The 18027-nt window shown below is 76.9% G+C and carries 11 protein-coding genes and 1 pseudogene; all 12 read left to right on the top strand.

Annotated elements, in window-relative coordinates:
- Position 1: 1 nt before the first annotated feature.
- The 12 genes and pseudogenes from ftsL to pgeF all read left to right on the top strand — a co-directional run bounded on the left by ftsL (position 2) and on the right by pgeF (position 17989).
- Positions 2-688: a cell division protein FtsL gene (gene ftsL / locus AC0GKK_RS05370; RefSeq protein ID WP_489883287.1), complete on the top strand. Its 687-nt coding sequence runs from the start codon at positions 2-4 to the stop codon at positions 686-688.
- Positions 688-2514, top strand: a complete 1827-nt coding sequence (locus AC0GKK_RS05365; protein WP_489883286.1) for a peptidoglycan D,D-transpeptidase FtsI family protein — start codon at positions 688-690, stop codon at positions 2512-2514. The genes ftsL and AC0GKK_RS05365 overlap by 1 nt, the downstream gene beginning before the upstream one ends.
- A gap of 367 nt (positions 2515-2881) precedes the next feature.
- Positions 2882-4492 (top strand): UDP-N-acetylmuramoyl-L-alanyl-D-glutamate--2,6-diaminopimelate ligase, encoded by a 1611-nt coding sequence (locus AC0GKK_RS05360; RefSeq protein WP_405417967.1) that lies wholly within the window; start codon positions 2882-2884, stop codon positions 4490-4492.
- Positions 4493-4586: 94 nt separating this feature from the next.
- Positions 4587-6032, top strand: coding sequence for a UDP-N-acetylmuramoyl-tripeptide--D-alanyl-D-alanine ligase (locus AC0GKK_RS05355; RefSeq protein ID WP_489883285.1), 1446 nt, complete (start codon positions 4587-4589; stop codon positions 6030-6032).
- Positions 6029-7099 carry a phospho-N-acetylmuramoyl-pentapeptide-transferase gene (gene mraY / locus AC0GKK_RS05350; RefSeq protein ID WP_062404548.1) on the top strand — a complete coding sequence of 357 codons (1071 nt, stop codon included), beginning with the start codon at positions 6029-6031 and terminating at the stop codon, positions 7097-7099. Before AC0GKK_RS05355 ends, mraY begins: the two co-directional genes overlap by 4 nt.
- A pseudogene (gene murD / locus AC0GKK_RS05345) lies at positions 7096-8513 on the top strand (UDP-N-acetylmuramoyl-L-alanine--D-glutamate ligase). Before mraY ends, murD begins: the two are co-directional and overlap by 4 nt.
- Positions 8510-9790 (top strand): putative lipid II flippase FtsW, encoded by a 1281-nt coding sequence (ftsW, locus tag AC0GKK_RS05340; RefSeq protein ID WP_489883284.1) that lies wholly within the window; start codon positions 8510-8512, stop codon positions 9788-9790. The pseudogene murD and the gene ftsW overlap by 4 nt, the downstream one beginning before the upstream one ends.
- A 2245-nt stretch (positions 9791-12035) precedes the next feature.
- Positions 12036-13112: a UDP-N-acetylglucosamine--N-acetylmuramyl-(pentapeptide) pyrophosphoryl-undecaprenol N-acetylglucosamine transferase gene (locus AC0GKK_RS05335; RefSeq protein WP_208820799.1), complete on the top strand. Its 1077-nt coding sequence runs from the start codon at positions 12036-12038 to the stop codon at positions 13110-13112.
- Between the two features lie 47 nt (positions 13113-13159).
- Positions 13160-14524, top strand: coding sequence for a UDP-N-acetylmuramate--L-alanine ligase (murC, locus tag AC0GKK_RS05330; protein ID WP_489883987.1), 1365 nt, complete (start codon positions 13160-13162; stop codon positions 14522-14524).
- A 23-nt stretch (positions 14525-14547) separates the two neighbouring features.
- On the top strand, positions 14548-15579 hold the full coding sequence (locus tag AC0GKK_RS05325) for a cell division protein FtsQ/DivIB (RefSeq protein WP_489883283.1): 1032 nt from the start codon (positions 14548-14550) through the stop codon (positions 15577-15579).
- 224 nt (positions 15580-15803) lie between these two features.
- A complete protein-coding gene (gene ftsZ / locus AC0GKK_RS05320) occupies positions 15804-17201 on the top strand; it encodes a cell division protein FtsZ (RefSeq protein WP_489883282.1) in 1398 nt (465 codons plus the stop codon).
- A gap of 5 nt (positions 17202-17206) precedes the next feature.
- A complete protein-coding gene (gene pgeF / locus AC0GKK_RS05315) occupies positions 17207-17989 on the top strand; it encodes a peptidoglycan editing factor PgeF (RefSeq protein ID WP_405417959.1) in 783 nt (260 codons plus the stop codon).
- Positions 17990-18027 lie beyond the last annotated feature (38 nt).

The following is an 18027-nucleotide window of genomic DNA, read 5'->3' as shown; positions in this document are numbered from 1 at the left end:
GATGAGCACACCCGTCATCGAGCGCCCGGGCACCCCGGGCGGTGGCCGGGCGCGGCCCGACACCCGCCAGAGCCGTCGTACCGCGGCGCCCCCGCGGATCCCGGCCCAGCGCGGCCCCGGCGACGCCCGACGGATGGCCGACCAGCGCCGCCGCAGCGCGGCCAGGGAGAACACCGGCCGCGCGAAGTTCGTGCTGGTCGTGATGGTTCTGCTGGTCTCGGGCCTGATCGCGACGCTGTGGCTGTCGACCGCCGCGGCGGCCGACTCCTACGCGCTGCAGGCGGCCCGGGAGCGGACCGCGTCGCTCACCGAGCAGTCCGAGGCGCTCCGCAAGGAGGTCACGGTGCTGCAGAGCCCCGGCTCGCTCGCCGACCGCGCCGCGGCCCAGGGCATGGTCCGGGTGACCGACCCGGCACGCCTGGTCGTCGCACCGGACGGACGCGTCGACGTCGTCGGGGAGCCGAGTGCCGCCGTCGCCGCGGCGCCGCCCGCCCCGCCCGTCGCCGACGCACCGGCCCCGCAGGCCCCGCCCGCGCAGCAGGCGCAGCAGCCGGGCGCGGCCACCACCGACCCGGCCGCCGAGGGCGGTGACGCCGCTCCGGGCGCCGCCGCGGGTGGCGCCGCCGGTGCCGGTGAGGGCACCGAGCACGAGGTCCCGGCCGACACCCGGGCGGCGGGCGGGAACTGATGGTCTATGCGCCGCCGCGCCCCCGGCCGCGGGGGCAGGGTCCGCGGGGCGGCCGGCGCCGGTCCCCGGCCGACGACCCGCGGTTCCGGCTGCGCCTGGCCTGGGTGGCGCTGGCCGCCCTGCTGCTGGTGTCCGGGGCCAAGCTCGTCGTCGTCCAGACGGTGCAGGCGGGCACGCTGACCGCGGACGCGGAGAAGCAACGCGCCAGCCGGATCGTCATCCCGGCCGAGCGCGGCGCGATCAGCGACCGCAACGGCGCCGTGCTGGCGTTCTCCACCGAGTCCAAGGCGCTCGTCACCAATCCGCGCCTGATCAACTCCACCAAGGGCGCGGACGCGGTGGCCTACAAGAACCGGATGGCCGACGCCGTCGCCGCGGTGACCCACGGCGACCCCGAGGAGCTGAAGCGGGCGCTGAACAGCGACCGCGGCTACGTCGTGATGGCCACCGCGGTCGACCCCGGTCCCGCCCGTGACCTCCGGACGCAGTTCCCGGAGATCGCCGAGGAGAGCCGCGAGGCGCGCCAGTACCCCAACGGGACGCTGGCCTCGAACATCATCGGCGCCGCGACCTGGAGCGCCGACGCGCAGAAGCTGATCGGCCGGATCGGCCTGGAGTCCTCCGACGACGAACTGCTCGCCGGTCGCGACGGCTTCCAGATCGCCGACACCGCCGAGGGCAGCGGCACCGTCATCCCCGGCAGCGTGCGCTCCGAGCAGGCCGCGGTGTCCGGCTCCGACGTGCAGCTGACGATCGACTCCGACCTGCAGTTCCAGGTGCAGCGGATGCTCGCCGACTACGCGGGCCGCGCCGAGGCGCGCAGCGGCTCGGCCGTCGTCCTCGACCGGGCCACCGGGCAGGTGCTCGCGCTCGCCGACAACACCTCGTTCGACCCGGCCCAGCTGCTGTCCGCGGACCCGAACTCGCTGGGCAACAAGGGCGTCACCACGCCCTTCGAGCCCGGCTCGGTCAACAAGGTCGTCACCATGGCCGCCGCACTGGAGGCCGGCGTCGCCAAGCCCGACGACGTGCTCGACGTGCCCGGCAGCATCGAGGTCGCCGACCGCACGATCAAGGACGCCTGGGCGCACGGCGTCGACCGCTACACGCTGACCGGCGTGCTGGCGAAGTCCTCCAACGTCGGCACCCTGATGATCGCGCAGAAGGTCGGCGAGGACCGCTTCTCGGACATGCTCGCGAAGATGGGCATCGGGCAGAAGACCGGTGTCGGGCTGCCCGGCGAGAGCGGCGGACGGGTCCCGGCCCGCGCGACCTGGTCCGGCTCCACCTTCGGCAACCTGCCGATCGGGCAGGGCCTGTCGATGACCGTGCTGCAGATGGCCGGGATGTACCAGGCCATCGCCAACGACGGCGTCCGGGTCCCGCCGCGGATCGTCGCCGCGACGACCGGCCCGGACGGCGTCCGGGTGCCGACCGAGGCGCCCGAGCCGGTACAGGTGATGTCGCCGCAGACCGCGCAGACCCTGCGGACGATGCTCACCGCCGTCACCCAGAAGGCGCACGGCCAGTCCGGCACCGGGCCCGCCGCCGCGGTGCCCGGCTACGAGGTGGCGGGCAAGACCGGTACCGCCCAGCAGGTGGACCCGGCGACCGGGGCCTACTCGCGCTCCCAGTACTGGATCACCTTCGCCGGGATGCTCCCGGCCCAGGACCCGCGGTTCGTGATCGGGATCATGCTCGACGCCCCGAAGGGCGGGACGAGCGCGGCGCCGCTGTTCCACGACATCGCCTCCTACCTGGCCCAGCGCGACGCCGTGCCGGTCCAGACCGCGCCGCAGCCGGTGCAGACCCTGCAGATCCGGTGACGGCGCGGCCGGGTGCGGTCCGACTGCGTCGGACGGTCCCGGCCGCTGCCCACCCGTACGGGGCCCGGCCGGGCTGCCGTGCACCCCGCCCGACGAGCCGCCTACCGGCCCGGAACCTGCGCCGGATGGCCGTATCCGGCTCGTCGGACGGCCGTGTGCCGGTCGTCGTTCCGCCGCCCGCCGCGACCGCCTCCGCGAGCGGTCGCGGGCGCCTGACCGGGACGAGGGGCGGCCCGCGCCGGTCGGTAACCTCCGGCCTGTGCCCGACCTCCACACCGCAGCCACCGCCCGCTCCCGGAGCACCGGCGGATGCGCGCTCGGCGGCGGGCCGGGTGGCGTGCAGGGCGACCGGACGGGGACGGGTGACGTGGCGGGATCCCTCGAGTCGCTGCCGGACCGCCCGTCGCAGGTGCGCCCGGTCGACGTCGCCCTGCTCAGGCGGCTCGCCGGCGCCGAGCTGAACCCGCGCACCGCGGGCAGCGGGCCCGGCCCGCTGCTCGACCCCGCGGCCGGACCGCACACCGTCACCGGCGCCACCCTGCGGGCGGGCTCGGTGCGCCCCGGCGACCTGTTCGCGGCCCTGCCCGGCGCCCGCGCCCACGGCGCCGACTTCGCCGCACAGGCCATCGCCTCGGGCGCCGGCGCGATCCTCACCGACGGCGCGGGCGCGGACCGCGCCGAGATCCGGCACTCCCGGCTCCCGGTGCTGGTGCACCCGAACCCGCGCGAGGTCCTCGGCCCGGTCTCGGCCGCCGTCTACGGCGAGCCCACCGCCCGTCTGCGGGTGCTCGGCGTGACCGGCACCTCGGGCAAGACGACCGTCGCCCACCTGCTGGAGGCGGGCCTGACCGCCGCCGGGAGGGCCACCGGTCTGCTCGGCACCGTGCGGACCCGGGTCCAGGTCCCCGGCCACCCGGCCCGGGCACTGCCCAGCGCGTTCACCACCCCCGAGGCACCGGACCTTCAGGCGCTGTTCGCGGTCATGGTCGAGGCCGGCGTGACCGACGTGGCCATGGAGGTCTCCAGTCACGCGCTCGCGCTCGGCCGGGTCGGCGGGTCCCGGTTCACCGCCGGGGCCTTCACCAACCTGTCCCAGGACCACCTGGACTTCCACCCCACGATGACCGACTACTTCGAGGCCAAGGCCCGGCTGTTCGGCGGCGGCGGGGCGGGCGTGGAGGCCGCGCGGCACGGCGTCGTCTGCGTCGACGACGAGTGGGGCCGCCGGCTGGCGGCCCGCCACCGGGACGCGGTCACCGTCTCCTCCGACCCGCGCGGCGCGCCCGCCACCTGGACGGTCCGCGACCTCACCGCCCACCCCGACGGCACCCAGACCTTCACCGCGGTCGGCCCCGGCGGGCTCGCGGTGCCGGTCACGCTGAGCCTGCCCGGCCGCTACAACGTCGCGAACGCGCTCGTCGCGCTGGCCGTGCTCGACGCCGACGGGATCGACCCCGAGGTGGCCGCGGCCGGGTTCGCCCGGGCGTCGGTGCCGGGCCGGATGCAGCGCGTCGACGCCGGTCAGCCCTGGCTGGGCGTGGTCGACTACGCGCACAAGCCGGCCGCCGTCGCCGCGCTGCTGGACGCGCTGCGCCGCCAGGTCCGCCCGCACGCGCGGGTGATCACCGTGCTCGGCTGCGGCGGGGACCGCGACACCGGCAAGCGCCCGCTGATGGGCGCCGCCGCCGCGATCCGGTCCGACGTGCTCGTCGTGACCGACGACAACCCCCGCAGCGAGGAGCCCGGCGCGATCCGCCGCGCGATGCTCGACGGCGCGTTCGGCGAGCCCGCCCGCGGTGACGTCATCGAGATCGGCGACCGCCGCAGCGCGATCGTCTACGCGGTCCGCTCGGCCCGCCCGGGCGACGCGGTGGTGGTCGCCGGCAAGGGCCACGAGGCCGGCCAGGAGATCAACGGCGTCAAGTACCCGTTCGACGACACCGACGAGCTGGTGGCGGCGATCCGGGCGGCGACGTGACGCGCCGCGGGGCGGCAGGGCAGGGCGTGCCGGCACCCGGCACGGACCGCGCACGGGCAGGAGGACGGATCGGACCGGTGGAGGCGAGCGGGCGATGATCGAGATGACGCCGGCGGAGATCGGGGCCGTGACCGGCGGCCGCCTGCACCGCATCGACACCGAGACCGCCGCCGCGCCGGTCACCGCCGTCGAGTTCGACTCCCGGAGGATCGGGCCGGGCGGGCTGTTCCTGGCGCTGCCGGGGGAGCGGGCCGACGGCCACGACTTCGCCGCGCAGGCCGTCACCCGCGGTGCGACCGCGGTGCTGGCGGGCCGCGAGGTCGACGCCCCCGCGGTCGTCGTGCCGCCGGTCGAGGTCCGCGACAGCCACACCTACCTCGGTGCGGTCGACCCCGACGGGACCGGCGCCGCCGTCCTGGCCGGGCTGGGCCGCCTGGCCCGACACGTGCTGGGCGCCCTGCCGGGGCTCGCCGTCGTCGGCGTGACCGGGTCGGCGGGCAAGACCTCCACCAAGGACCTGCTGGCCGCGGTGCTGTCCCCGCTGGGGCCGACCGTCGCGCCGCCGGAGTCGTTCAACAACGAGCTCGGGACGCCGTACACCGCGCTGCGCGCCGACGCGGGCACCCGCAACCTCGTGCTGGAGTTCTCCGCCCGCGGGATCGGCCACATCGCCGCGCTGTGCGCGGTCGCGCCACCGCGGATCGGGGTCGTCCTCAACGTCGGGTCCGCCCACCTGGGCGAGTTCGGCTCCCGCGCCGCGATCGCCACGGCGAAAGGCGAGCTCGTCGAGGCGCTGCCGCCGGGTGACCTGCCCGGCGGGCGGGGCGGCGTCGCCGTCCTCAACGCCGACGACGAGCTGGTCGCCGCCATGGCGACCCGCACCCCCGCCCGGGTCGTCACCTTCGGACGCGCCGCGGACGCCCACGTGCGGGCCACCGACGTCACCCTGACCGCGGGCCGGGCGTCGTTCCGGCTGGTCACCCCGGCCGGTTCGGCCGACGTCGCGCTGCGGCTGGTGGGGGAGCACCAGGTCTCCAACGCGCTCGCCGCCGCCGCGGTCGCCCTCGAGCTGGGCGGCGCCCCGGACGGGATCGCGGCGGCGCTGTCCGCCGCGACGCCGGCGTCGCGCTGGCGGATGGAGGTCACCGACCGCGCCGACGGGGTGACCGTCGTCAACGACGCCTACAACGCCAACCCCGAGTCCGTCCGTGCCGCGATCGTCGCGCTCGGGCAGATCGCCGGCCCGGACCGCCGGGCCTGGGCGGTCCTCGGCCCGATGGCCGAGATCGGGGACGGCGCGGCCGCCGAGCACGCCGCGGCAGCGGAGAACGCCCGCGCCGCCGGGGCCCGAGTGGTCGCCGTCGGCGCACCCGACTACGGGCCCGGCGCCGAGCACGTCGCCGACGTGCCCACCGCCCTGACCCTGCTGCGGGAGCGGACCCGGCCCGGCGACGTCGTGCTGGTCAAGGCCTCCCGCAGCGCCGGGCTCGAGCGGCTCGCCGCCGGCCTGCTGACGACCGAAGGACTGGTGTGCCGGTGAGGGGCCTGTTCCTGGCCGCGGGTCTCGCGCTCGCGGTGTCGATCCTGCTCACCCCGTACCTGATCCGCTTCTTCGCGCGGCAGGGCTTCGGGCAGGAGATCCGCGAGGAGGGCCCGCAGAGCCACCAGTCCAAGCGCGGTACGCCGACGATGGGCGGCGTGGCGATCCTGCTCGCCATCTGGGTGGGCTACCTGGGCTCGCACGCGTTCACCCGGGAGCCGATCACGGCCTCGGCGCTGCTGGTGCTGTTCCTCACCACCGCGCTGGGCGTCGTCGGGTTCCTCGACGACTTCCTCAAGATCCGTCGCCAGCGCAACCTCGGACTGAACAAGACCTCCAAGATCGTCGGCCAGGTCCTGACCGCGACGATCTTCGGTGTGCTCGCGGTGCGCTTCGTGAACGAGCGCAACCTCGCGCCCGCCTCGGAGAGCCTGTCGTTCGTCCGCGACATCACGGTGCTGAGCTTCGGCGTCGTCGGGTTCGTGCTGCTGTGCAACCTGATCGTCGCCGCCTGGTCGAACGCGGTGAACCTCACCGACGGCCTCGACGGCCTGGCCGCCGGTACCGCCGCGATGGTGCTCGGCACCTACGTGATCATCGCGTTCTGGCAGTTCCGCAACAACTGCGCGATCGCCGCGACCGCGGGCTGCTACGAGGTCCGCGACCCGCTCGACGTCGGCCTGGTCGCCGCCGCCGCGATGGGCGGCTGCATCGGGTTCCTCTGGTGGAACGCCGCCCCGGCCCGCATCTTCATGGGCGACACCGGGTCGCTCGCGCTGGGCGGCCTGCTCGCCGGGCTGTCCATGGTGACCCGCACCGAGCTGCTGCTCGTCGTCATCGGCGGCGTGTTCGTCGTCGAGGCGCTGTCGGTGTCGCTGCAGATCATCGTGTTCCGCACCTCGCGCCGCCGGCTGTTCCGGATGGCGCCGTTCCACCACCACTTCGAGCTCGCCGGATGGGCCGAGACGACCGTCATCATCCGGTTCTGGCTGCTCGCCGCGATCTGCGCGGCGATGGGGCTGGGCATCTTCTACTCCGAGTGGCTGTCCATGTCGGGTTCCGGGTGAGCCGCCCGTTCGGCGGGGACCCGGTCCTGGTCGCGGGGGCCGGTGTCTCCGGTCTCGCGGCCGCGACGGCCCTGGTGGATGCGGGGGCCCGGGTGCTCCTGTCCGACGACCGCGCCGACGCGCTGGCCGCGCTGCCCGACGGCGTCGAGCCGTGGCGTGGCGGCGGGATCCCCGAGGGGGTCCGCACCGTCGTCACCTCGCCCGGGCGCCGGCCGGACCACCCGCTGGTCGCCGAGGCCACCGGGCTCGGCGTCGAGGTCATCGGGGAGCCCGAGCTCGCCTGGCGGCTCGGCGCGCTGCGCGACACACCGCCGTCGTGGCTGGTCGTGACCGGCACCAACGGCAAGACCACCACCACCGAGATGCTCGCCGCGATCCTCGCGCGCGCCGGGGTCGACGCCGTCGCCTGCGGCAACATCGGCCACCCGGTGGTCACCGCGGTCGCGGAGGGCCACGCGGTGCTCGCGGTCGAGCTGTCGAGCTTCCAGCTGCACTGGTCGCCGTCGGTGCGCCCGGCCGCGGGCGTGGTGCTCAACGTCGCCGAGGACCACCTGGACTGGCACGGCGGGACCGACGCCTACGCCGCGGCCAAGGCACGCGCGCTGCTGGGTGACGTCGCGGTCGGCGGGGTCGACGACCCCGTGGCCGCACGGCTGCTCGGGGAGTCCCCGGCGCCGCGACGCGTCGGGGTCACCCTCGGCCCGCCCGGACCGGACCAGCTCGGCGTCGCCGACGGGGTGCTGACCGACCGCGCGTTCGGCGGCGGGGCGCTGCTGGCGGCCGACGCCGTCGTCCCCCGGGGCCGCCCGGGATCACCGACGCGCTCGCCGCGGCCGCGCTGGCCCGCGCACACGGCGTCGACCCGGAACACGTCGGCGCCGCCCTGGCGGCGTTCGCCCCCGGCCCGCACCGCAGCGCCCCGGCCGGCGAGCACGCCGGTGTCACCTACCTCGACGACTCCAAGGCGACCAACCCGCACGCCGCCGGGGCCGCGCTGGCCGCCGTCGCCGCCCGGCGGCCCGGTGCCCGCGCCGTCTGGGTGGTCGGCGGGCTGCTCAAGGGGGTCGACCCGGCCGAGCTCGGCAGGCTCGCCGCCGCGCACGCCGAGCGGCTGGCGGGGATCGTCGTGATCGGGACGGACCGGACACCGATCGTCGAGGCGCTGACGCGACACGCGCCCGGCCTCCCGGTCGAGGAGGTCGCGCCGGGACACGATGGTCCGATGGCGCCCTCCGACCCGCAGGACCCGATGCCGGCCGCGGTCCGCCGCGCATCCGGCCTGGCCCGCCCCGGCGACGTCGTGCTGCTCGCCCCGGCGGCCGCCTCGATGGACCAGTTCCGCGACTACGCCCACCGCGGCGACGCGTTCGCCGCCGCCGTCGCCGGCCTGGCCGCCGCCGGGGTGTCCCGGTGAGCCCGGCCGCGCCGGACCGCACGCTCGGCCTGGCCGCCGTGACCGGCACCCGCGGGGCCGTGCGGCGGCTGCGGCGCTGGCTGCGCCGCCCGCTGACCTCGCTGCACCTGATCCTCGGCGTCTTCGGGCTGCTGACCCTGTTCGGGCTGGTGATGGTGCTGTCCGCGTCGTCGGTCGGCGACGGCTCGTCGTACTCGGTGTTCACCCGTCAGCTGATGTTCTGCGCGGTCGGGCTGGTGCTGTTCTACGTGGGCCTGCGGGTCCCCCCGCGTCGCCTGCGCGCCGCGGCACCGGTGCTGCTGATCATCGGCCTGGTCGCGCTGGTCCTGGTGCTGATCCCGGGGATCGGTGCGCTGCGCGGCGGCGCCCGGTCCTGGTTCGCGTTCGGGCCGGTCTCGCTGCAGCCGTCGGAGGGCGTGAAGATCGCGCTGACGCTGTGGGGCGCCCACGTGCTCGCCGCCCGCCGTGCCGTGATGCACCGCTGGAAGCACGCCCTCAACCCGGTCGTCCCGGTGACGCTGGTGATCTTCACGCTGCTCGTCCTGGAGCCCGACCTCGGCATGACGATCTCGGTCGGGATCATCATGCTGGCGCTGCTGTACTTCGGCGGCGCCCCGGTGAAGCTGCTCGCGCTGATCGCGGGCGGCGGCCTGGCCGGCGCGGTGATCCTCGGGCTGACCGCCGGGTACCGGGCCAGCCGGATCACGGCGTTCCTGTCGTCGTCGGCGGACCCGCTGGGCCCGGCCTACCAGGCGACGCAGGCGCTGTACGCGCTCGCCGACGGCGGCCTGTTCGGCGTCGGTCTCGGTCAGGGCCGGGCGAAGTGGGACTACCTGCCCAACGCCCACAACGACTTCATCTTCGCGATCATCGGCGAGGAGCTGGGCCTGGTCGGCGCGGGTGCGGTACTCGCGCTCTTCGCGACGCTGGCCTACACCGGCATGCGGATCGCCGCCCGCAACACCGACCCGTGGCTGCGGATCGTCGTCGCGACGTCGACGGCGGGCATGGTCGTGCAGGCGTCGATCAACATCGGGTACGTCGTGGGACTGCTGCCGGTGACCGGGCTGCAGCTCCCGCTGATCTCCTCCGGCGGTTCCTCGCTGGTGGTGACCATGTTCCTGTTCGGGCTGCTCACGAACGCGGCCCGGCACGAGCCGGAGGCGGTCGCCGCGCTCCGGAAGGACGGGCAGGGGCGGCTGGCGAAGCTGCTGCGCCTGCCGTTGCCGCAGCCCTACCGCGCACCGGCACCGGTGTCGCGGTGGGCGGCGCGTTAGGGCGCTCCCACTCCGGGTGGGAGCGGACACGACGGACGACGCAAGGGGCACGAGAGCGTGACGGGTACGGATCAGACCGGCGGGAACGACGGCACCGGCTCGGGCCGGGAGCCCGGCCGGCGTCCGACCATGGGCGGCCGCGCCCCCGGGCCCCACGAGGTCCGGCCGGACGGTGTGGTCTTCGGCGCCCCGGACGGGGCGGGCGGCACGGGCGGTCGCCCGGCCTGGCCCACGGAGTCCCCGTCGGGTGCGGACCTGTTCGGTGTCTCCGCTGCTCCGGAGTCCGCGTCGGCGCAGGTCCCCGCGTCGCAGCCGTCCGTCGAGCCGGGTCCGCGTGGTCCGCAGCGGCTGCCCGGTACCGGGTGGGACCCGCATGCGCAGTCCCGCCGCCCGGGTGGCGCCCCGCGCAGCGGTGACGGGCCGCAGGGGACGAACGGCGTCGCGCACGGCGACCGCGGCGCGGCCCGGCCGGCGAACGGCGCCGCGCACGAGGACCTCGGGCCCGACGGCGCCGACCGCCACGACGGCCCGCGCACCGACGGCCCGCGGAACGGCGTCGCACGCAACGGTGCCGACCGCCACGACGCCCCGCACGACGGTGACCCGCGCAACGGCACTCCGCAGAACGGCACTCCGCAGAACGGCACTCCGCAGAACGGCGCCCCCCGCAACGGCGGCTCCCGGAACGGCGCACCGGGCAACGGTGTCCCGCGCGGCGCGGCCGAGGGGGACCAGGGTGCTCCGCAGGGCCCGAACGGCGTGTCCCACGGCCCGGACGGCGTCGCCCCGGACGGTGGCCCGCGCGGCCTGAACGGCGCACCGCGCCCCGCCGACGACGCCGGACAGCAGCCGGGCGGCCTTCCGCGCCGCCGGCCCGGGGGACCGGTGCCGCCCGGAGCGATGCCGGCGCGTCCCGGCGCGGCCGACGACCTGTTCACCCCCCGCGGGAGCACCGGACGCAGCGGCCCGGACCCGACCCGGTCCGGCGCCCCGGCGAACGGCGTGCCGCGCACCGGCCCGGGGGAGGACGGCCCCACCGCCGGCCCCGCACCCGCCGGTCCGGGGCCGCACGTCCCCGGCGCGCCGGGGACGGACACCGGCCCCACCGTCGCCGCCACCGGCCCGGACCCGGTCGACACGACCGGACCGGACGCCGGGACGGGCCCGCAGCAGCCCGTCGCCGACGGCCGGGACACCGCAGCGGCCGAGGACCCCACGGCGACCGACCCCGGGCGGAGCGCCCCGCAGCGGACCGGCCCGCAGCAGCCCCGGCGGACCGGCCCGGCGACCCCGGGGCCGGAGTCCACCGGATCCACCCCGGCCCGCCGGGAGCAGGCGGCCGGCGAACCGCCGACCGTCGCGCACCCCGCGGGCGACGCCGCCGGGCTCCCGGCCGCCGCCTCGGCGGACACCCCGTCGGGCACCGGGTGGCAGCAGGCCCGGACCCCGTCGGCCCCGCAGCAGCGCCCGGCGCAGCCCGGCGAGCGTGAGCACGCCGGCGTCACCGCCACCGGTCCGCAGAGCGGGCCCGAGCCGGGCGCGCTGTCGGCGACCGGTCCCCGTGGCCCGGTACCCCCGCACGGCAGGTTCGCCCCCGGTCCGTACGCGCCCGGACGTCCCGGCGCCGGTCCCCACGGCCCCGTCCCCGGTGGCCCCGGCCCGCAGCAGTTCGGGCGTCCCGGCCCCGCGGGCCCGAACGCCCTGACCGGCACCGGCCCGCACCACCCCGCCGCCGGACAGCAGGGCCCCGGACAGCAGGGCCCCGGACAGCAGGGCCCCGGAGCACAGGGCCCGGGCACCGCCCGCCCGCGTCCGCAGGGTCCCGGATCGCAGGCGCCGGGTCAGCAGGGCCCCGCACGTCAGGGGCCCGGGTACGCGGGCCCCGGCCGCCCGGGTCCCGCGGGAACCGGCCCGTTCCGCCCGGTCGGCCCGGGCGGGTTCGGTCCGGCCACCCCCGGCCCGTACGGCCCCGGCGGACCCGGTGCACCCGGCCGGCAGGGCCCCGGTGGTCCGGTCACCCCCGGACCGCAGGGCCCGGGTGCCCCCAGGGCCCCGGCGGCCCGCAGCCGCACGGCCTCCAGGGACCCGGCCCCCAGGGACCCGGCCCCCAGCCGAACGGCCCGCAGCAGAACCCGCAGGGCGACGGCGTGCCCGGGCCCGGCGTGCCCGGACCCACCTGCCCCGACGCGACCCGCACCTTCGGCCCCGCCACCACGCGACCCGCGGGGAGCAGGCGCCGGCGCCGGTGCGGGGCGGCCTGTCGGTCGTCGTCGCCGGGGGTGGGTCGGCCGGGCACATCGAGCCCGCGCTGGCCGTCGCCGACGCGATCCGGCGGCTCGTCCCGGGAGCCCGGGTCACCGCGCTCGGCACCGAGAAGGGCCTCGACACCCAGCTGATCCCGGCCCGCGGCTACCCGCTCGAGCTGATCCCGCCGGTGCCGCTGCCCCGCAAGCCCACCGCCGACCTGTTCAAGCTCCCCGGCAACGTCCGGGGCGCGGTGAAGCGGGTCCGTGAGGTGCTCGAGGCGGCCGAGGCCGACGTCGTCGTCGGGTTCGGCGGGTTCGTCTCGCTGCCCGCCTACCTCGGCGCCCGCGGCCGGGTGCCGATCGTCGTGCACGAGGCGAACGCCCGCGCCGGGCTCGCGAACAAGGTCGGTGCGCGGTTCGCCTCCGCCGTCTGCGTCGCGGTGCCCGGCACCGGACTCGCGAACGAGGAGGTGGTCGGGATGCCGCTGCGCCGCTCGATCACCACTCTGGACCGGGCGTCGCTGCGGCCGGAGGCCCGGACGCACTTCAACCTCCCGCCGCACGGACCGGTGCTGCTGGTCTTCGGCGGCTCCCAGGGCGCCCGGACCCTGAACGACGCGGTCGCCGAGTCCCTGCCCGCCTTCACCGAGCGGGGCATCTCGGTCCTGCACGCGTACGGGAAGAACGGCACCCCCGCCGACCCGCGGCCCGGCTACGTGCCGGTGCCCTACATCGAGCGGATGGACCTCGCCTACGCCGCCGCGGACGTCGTCCTCGGCCGGTCCGGCATGACCACCGTCGCCGAGCTCACCGCCGTCGGGCTGCCCGCGGTGTACGTGCCGCTGCCGCACGGCAACGGTGAGCAGGCGCTCAACGCCCGCCCGGTCGTCGAGGCCGGGGGCGGCAAGCTCGTGCAGGACGAGGACATGAACGGCGACCGCGCGATCGACGAGCTGATGCCGATGCTCACCGACCCCGACCTGGCCCTCGCGATGGGCCGCCGCGCCCGCGCCGCCGGGCACGGCGAGGCCGACGAGAGGATCGCCCGCATCGTCATGGAGGTGGCGGGCCGGTGAGCGTGCTCTCCGACCACGTCCACCTCATCGGGATCGGCGGCGCCGGGATGAGCGGGATCGCGCGGATCCTGCTCGCCCGCGGAGCGACCGTCTCCGGGTCCGACGCGCGGGACTCCCGCACGGTCACCGCGCTGCGCGCGCTCGGCGCACGCGTCGAGACCGGGCACGACGCCGGCCACCTGCGCCACGACGGCGAGACCCCGCCGACCGTGGTCGTCTCCACCGCGATCCGGGAGACCAACCCGGAGCTGGCCGCCGCCCGCGAGCGCGGCTACGACGTCGTCCACCGGGCGGTCGCACTGGCCGCGCTCACCGAGGGACGGCGGCTGGTCGCCGTCGCCGGGACGCACGGCAAGACCTCGACGACGTCGATGGTCACCGTCGCCCTGCAGCACGCCGGGGCCGACCCGTCGTTCGCGATCGGCGGCGACCTGTCGGTGTCCGGGTCGGGCGCCCACCACGGCAGCGGCGACGTATTCGTCGTCGAGGCCGACGAGAGCGACGGCTCGTTCACCGCGTTCGCCCCGTCGGTCGCGATCGTCACCAACGTCGAGCCCGACCACCTCGACCACCACGGCGACGAGGCCGCCTACCGGGCGGTGTTCGAGCGGTTCCTGGACCGGCTTTCGCCCGGCGCGACGCTGGTCGCCTGCGCCGACGACCCGGGGTCCGCCGAGGTCGCGGTGCGAGCGGAGGAGTCGGGCGTCACCGTGCTGCGCTACGGCCGCACCGCGACCGGCCCGCACGACGCCCGGCTGCTCGAGTTCACCCCGGACGGCACCGGCTGCCGTGCGCGGTTCCGCACCGGCGACGCCGAGCACGAGCTCACCCTCGGCGTCCCGGGCGAGCACATGGTCCTCAACGCGCTCGGTGCGTTCCTCGCCGGCGTCGCCGTCGGGACCGACCCGGCCGTGCTGCTGGAGGGCCTCGCCGGGTTCGGCGGGGTGCAGCGCCGGTTCGAGTTCAAGGGCCGCGCCCGCGGCGTGTCGGTCTACGACGACTACGCCCACCACCCCACCGAGGTCGCCGCCACCCTGCGCGCCGCCCGCGAGGCCGCGCCGGTCCGCGACGGGCGACGCGGCCGCGTCCTGGTCGCGTTCCAGCCGCACCTGTACTCCCGCACCCGGCTGTTCGCCGCCGAGTTCGGCGCGTCGCTGTCGCTGGCGGACGAGGTGATGGTGCTCGACGTCTACGGTGCCCGGGAGGATCCCGAACCCGGCGTCGGTCCGGCGCTCATCTGCGACGCGGTGACGTTGCCGGCCGGGCGGGTGCACCGAGCCCCCTCGTGGGAGCGGACACCCGCGGCGATCGCCGCGCTCGCGACCGACGGCGACGTCGTGATCACCATGGGCGCCGGTGACGTCACCGCGCTCGGGCCGGAGATCCTGCGGGAGCTCGCCGGCGAGGGGTGAGCGCGCGACACAGCGGGGGCACGATGAGCAGCGACGAGCAGGACACCGGCGACGACCGGGCCCGGGACGGTGCCCGCTCGCCGGGCCGCCGTGACCCCGAGCAGGAGCGCCGCGCCGCCGAGCGCGCCCGGCGCATCCGGGAGCGCCGCGCCGCCGAACGCCGCGCCGCCGCCGGGACCCCCGCCGCCGACGGCCACGACCAGCCCGACGAGCCCGACGAGCCCGGGGAGGCCGGCGACCGGGCCGCCGACACCGACGAGGTGGCCGGCCCGGCGGGCCGGGGGAGCGGGCGCGGCGCGGCTGCCGCGGTCCGGGAGCGCACGGCGGCCCGCGCGGCCGAACGGTCCCGCAGCCGCGACCCGCGCTACCGGCGCCGTCGCCTCGTCGCCCTGCTGGCCACCGCCGCCGTCGTGCTCCTCGGGGTGTCCGCGGCCGGCTGGTGGGCGCTGGGCCGGTACGGCCCCCCGGTGGCCACCGTGCGGGTCGACGGCACCCGCCAGATCCCCGTCCGCGACGTCGAGGACGCCGCGGGCGACCAGACCGGTGTCCCGCTCGCCGCGGTCGACACCGACGGCGTCGCCGCCCGCGTGTCGGCCATCCCCGGCGTCGCCGCGGTGGAGGTCGACCGGTCCTGGCCGGACACCCTGGTGGTGGCCGTGACCGAACGCACCCCGGCCGCGCTGCTCGACACCCCGGACGGACCGAAGCTCGTCGACGTCACCGGGTTCGTCTACCGCGACGCCCCGCCCGACGTGCGACTGCCCCGGCTCCAGCTGCCGCGCGTCGCCCCGGACGACCCCGCCACCCTCGCCGCGCTCGGCGTCCTGCAGGCACTGCCGGTCCCGGTCCGCGACCAGGTGCAGACGCTATCGCTCGGCGGGGGCGGATCCACCTTCGAGCTGGGGCTCACCGAGGACCGGCGGGTCCTGTGGGGCCCGTGGCCGGACACCGACCGGACCGCCGCCCGGGCTCGGGTCCTCGGACCGGTGCTGCAGCGCGAGGGCGCCGTCTACGACGTCTCCAGCCCGTCGCTGGTCACCGTCCGGCAGCGCTGACCCGCCGCACCCGGCCAGATCGTCGCGGTGGGTGACCGTCCGACGACCGTGCGGGTTTCCACCGGCGGCGAGGTCGAACCACCCGGGCGGGGTGTTGTCGTCGTGCGGCGCGCCTGCTGGACCCGGGCACCGCACTCCACTTAGCGTGCGCACCCGAAGGCCCGGGGCACCCGGAGCTTGACCCACCCCAACCCCGGACCCCGAGCGACTGGAAGGTGCCGCGCATGACGCCCCCGCACAACTACCTGGCAGTGATCAAGGTGGTCGGCATCGGTGGCGGCGGCGTCAACGCCGTCAACCGGATGATCGAGGTCGGCCTCAAGGGCGTCGAGTTCATCGCGGTGAACACCGACGCCCAGGCCCTCCTCATGTCCGACGCCGACGTGAAGCTCGACATCGGTCGTGAGCTGACCCGCGGCCTCGGTGCCGGCGCCAACCCCGAGGTCGGGGGCAAGGCCGCCGAGGACCACGCCGAGGAGATCGAGGAGGTCCTCAAGGGGGCCGACATGGTCTTCGTCACCGCGGGCGAGGGCGGCGGCACCGGCACCGGCGGCGCACCCGTCGTCGCGTCGATCGCCCGCAAGCTCGGCGCGCTGACCATCGGTGTCGTCACCCGCCCGTTCACCTTCGAGGGGCGCCGCCGCGCCGGGCAGGCAGAGGAGGGCATCCAGGCGCTCCGCAACGAGTGCGACACCCTCATCGTCATCCCGAACGACCGGCTCCTGCAGCTCGGCGACGTCGGCGTCTCGCTGATGGACGCCTTCCGCTCCGCCGACGAGGTGCTCCTCTCCGGTGTCCAGGGCATCACCAACCTGATCACCACCCCCGGCCTGATCAACCTCGACTTCGCCGACGTCAAGTCGGTCATGTCCGGGGCGGGGTCGGCGCTGATGGGAATAGGGTCCGCACGCGGCGAGGGCCGCGCGGTGCAGGCCGCCGAGAAGGCGATCAACTCGCCGCTGCTCGAGGCGTCGATGGACGGCGCGCAGGGCGTGCTGCTGTCGATCGCGGGCGGCTCGGACCTCGGTCTGTTCGAGATCCACGAGGCGGCGTCGCTGGTCCAGGAGGCCGCGCACCCCGAGGCGAACATCATCTTCGGCACCGTGATCGACGACTCGCTCGGTGACGAGGTGCGGGTCACCGTGATAGCGGCCGGCTTCGAGGGCGGCACACCGACCCACAAGAAGCTCGAGCCCGCCGTGTTCTCCCGCGGCACCCAGAAGTCCGCCGAGCCCGCACCGCAGGCCGCGCCGCCGCAGCAGGCCGAGCAGACCCAGCAGCACCAGACCCAGCAGCACCAGGGCCAGCAACCGCAGGGCCAGTCCCGCTGGGCCGCGACGACTGCGACCACCCCGTCGGCGCCGCACCTGCCCGCCACGGCGCACGCCCCCGAGCGCACCGGGACGCTGCCGCCCGCGCAGCCCACCGCCCCGGCCCCGCGCCAGGGCGACACCCAGCACCACGGCGGCGACGGCGCGGCCGTCCCGAGCGGTCCGATGTCCGCGCCGGCCTCGCCGACGTCGGCCCCGGCCCAGCACGGGACCGTCGGCGGGAACCCCGCGGCGCGTCCGGCCGAGCCGGTCGAGGACGAGGTGGACGTCCCGCCGTTCATGCGGCGCTGACCCGCGTGCCGGACTCACCGACGCCGGCCACGGCGGCCCGCGCGGGCGGCACCCGCCGCGCGCGGATCCGCCGGGTCACCACCACCCGGGCCGGTGGCCGGTCCGAGGGCCCGTTCACCTCGTTCAACCTGTCGTCGGGGGTCGGGGACGACCCGGCCGCGGTGACCGGGAACCGGGCCCGCGTCGTGCGTGAGCTCGGCCTGTCCGGACTGGTGTTCCTGAACCAGGTCCACGGCCGCGACGTCGCCGTGCTGCGCGAGCCCCCGCGGGCCCGCCCCGGCACCGGTGGTGTCGCCCCGGACATCGCCGACGTCGACGCCGTCGTCACCGACGTGCCGCTGCTCGGCGTCGCGGTGCTCGCGGCCGACTGCGTACCGGTGCTGCTCGGCGACCCGGTCGCCGGCGTCGTCGGGGCCGCCCACGCGGGCCGCGTCGGCGCGGCCGCGGGCGTCGTCGACGCCGTCGTGACCGAGATGACCGCACTGGGCGCGCAGCCCGCACGGCTGGAGGTCCTGCTCGGGCCGTCGGTCTGCGGCCGCTGCTACGAGGTGCCCCCGGCCATGCGCGCCGAGGTCGACGCCGCGCTGCCGGGCAGCGCGTCCACCACCCGCACCGGCACCGCCGGCCTGGACCTGCGCGCCGGGCTCACCCGCCGCCTCGCCGACCTCGGCGTCACGAAGGTCGCGACCGACCCGCGCTGCACCGTCGAGGACCCGGACCTGTTCAGCCACCGCCGCGACGGCCGCTGCGGCCGCCAGGCCGGGATCACCTGGCTCGACCCGCGCTGACCGGCGGCCCGGTCCGGCGATCCACGCCACGCGGGGCT

It is taken from the genome of Pseudonocardia sp. P-1, from assembly GCF_058111925.1.
The sequence above is the reverse complement of the archived record's forward strand: the minus strand, read 5'-3'. Positions and strand labels throughout refer to the sequence as shown.

What these genes read in the sequence shown, in the direction of transcription:
- ftsL (WP_489883287.1), top strand. Translation starts at nt 2, where the DNA reads ATGAGCACACCCGTCATCGAGCGCCCGGGCACCCCGGGCGGTGGCCGG.
- AC0GKK_RS05365 (WP_489883286.1), top strand. Translation starts at nt 688, where the DNA reads ATGGTCTATGCGCCGCCGCGCCCCCGGCCGCGGGGGCAGGGTCCGCGG.
- AC0GKK_RS05355 (WP_489883285.1), top strand. Translation starts at nt 4,587, where the DNA reads ATGATCGAGATGACGCCGGCGGAGATCGGGGCCGTGACCGGCGGCCGC.
- murC (WP_489883987.1), top strand. Translation starts at nt 13,160, where the DNA reads ATGAGCGGGATCGCGCGGATCCTGCTCGCCCGCGGAGCGACCGTCTCC.
- AC0GKK_RS05325 (WP_489883283.1), top strand. Translation starts at nt 14,548, where the DNA reads ATGAGCAGCGACGAGCAGGACACCGGCGACGACCGGGCCCGGGACGGT.
- ftsZ (WP_489883282.1), top strand. Translation starts at nt 15,804, where the DNA reads ATGACGCCCCCGCACAACTACCTGGCAGTGATCAAGGTGGTCGGCATC.